Annotated in this window: 1 protein-coding gene; it reads right to left on the bottom strand. The window is 47.6% G+C overall.

Going from position 1 to position 1,310, the window contains the following annotated elements:
• Positions 1–42 precede the first annotated feature (42 nt).
• Positions 43–1,011 (bottom strand): hypothetical protein, encoded by a 969-nt coding sequence (locus DW49_RS0107510; protein ID WP_024421192.1) that lies wholly within the window; start codon positions 1,009–1,011, stop codon positions 43–45.
• Positions 1,012–1,310: the final 299 nt, after the last annotated feature.

The raw sequence follows: 1,310 nt of genomic DNA on the forward strand, positions 1-1,310 counted from the left end.
GTACTGTTTGCGAAATAATTTACCCGTGTCCTGCAACCTAAGTTATTGATAAAATTTGAATTTTACGTTAGTTAGTAGCTGGTTTTTTCGAAAACAGTACACTAGCGGCAAAGGATTTGTGGCGTAAGGGTTGTGGTAAATCCGAAGGCCATCGGTGATCGTCTCACTGCATTCGCTCGCTCGATTCATAACGGGCTTCATGCCCTCAGGGGTCAACCACATCGAACTTATGATGGCATCTGGATTACCGCACATGGCATCTACTTTTCCCCAAGTGGCCAGATGGCTGAAAACAACAGCGCTGATATGCCGGAAACGCGGGTTCTGGAAAAGGCCCAGCTCAATCTCTGATCCGTTGTTCTTCTCCACTCTGCCCAGGGATTTTACCGCTGGCCCGGTAGGAAAGCGCTCCGGATTAGCTCGGTACTCGTCTTCATCTACGTAGTGGTCGAACAGTAGTGCTTCGATGGGACGATAGGCTTGGAGGTGGAAGCCCGGTTGTTCGAAAGGCGCGACTGCAAGAACAAATGGATATCCTTTTACATGGTCGTGGTTCGCGTACTTGTTTAGGTACTTCTGGGACTTGCTCATAAATGAGTTAGCAAGGCGGATGATCGCGATTCGGTTGAGCTCATTGAAGTCGACGTTATTGTAGAATTCTGGCGTCAACGGCAAACCCCACTCAGGCGTCCCATCGGCTGCGTGGTTCGCGGTGGTTGCCTCTACTGTAAACATCGTGCCTGCAGCTGTGACCCAGAAGTCAGGCGCGACATGAGCCCAGTCCAACGAGAATCCATACTCGCGGAAAACCGCGTAAAGATAAATCTCCCAAAAACTGGAGTTGAAGGTGGTCTGAAACTCTTTGACGAATTTGTTATCCCTGTCGGGTAAACCTTCAAGCCAACGCAGGATTTCATCCCGCTGATAATGCCGACCGACTCGTCCATCAGAAATCGTCTTAAAGTGTTGATGAAGCTTTTCATCGTCGAAGAGAGGCGTAAGTAAATCCATTTCAAGACCACCTGTTATTGCAGAATGATGGGATTAAGCATTATCGGCAATCATATCTTAGAAGAGGGAAGCGCCGGAGCTGGCCATAGTAGTACCATTTTAAATCTTCCAACTTGCTAGCGAAGGAAAACATCGTAACCTCCCAACATACATGCAGCGAAATCTTCTTCGCGAGACTAAGTCCCCCTCGGCTTCACCCTAGTGTACTGTTTTCGAAATAAGTTACCCATAACCTGCAAGCTAAGCTATTGATAAGATTTGAATTTTCCGTTAGTTGGTGGCTGATTTTTTCGAAAACA

The sequence above is a fragment of the Pseudomonas avellanae BPIC 631 genome (genome assembly GCF_000444135.1).
In the GTDB taxonomy this organism is placed as follows: domain Bacteria; phylum Pseudomonadota; class Gammaproteobacteria; order Pseudomonadales; family Pseudomonadaceae; genus Aquipseudomonas; species Aquipseudomonas avellanae.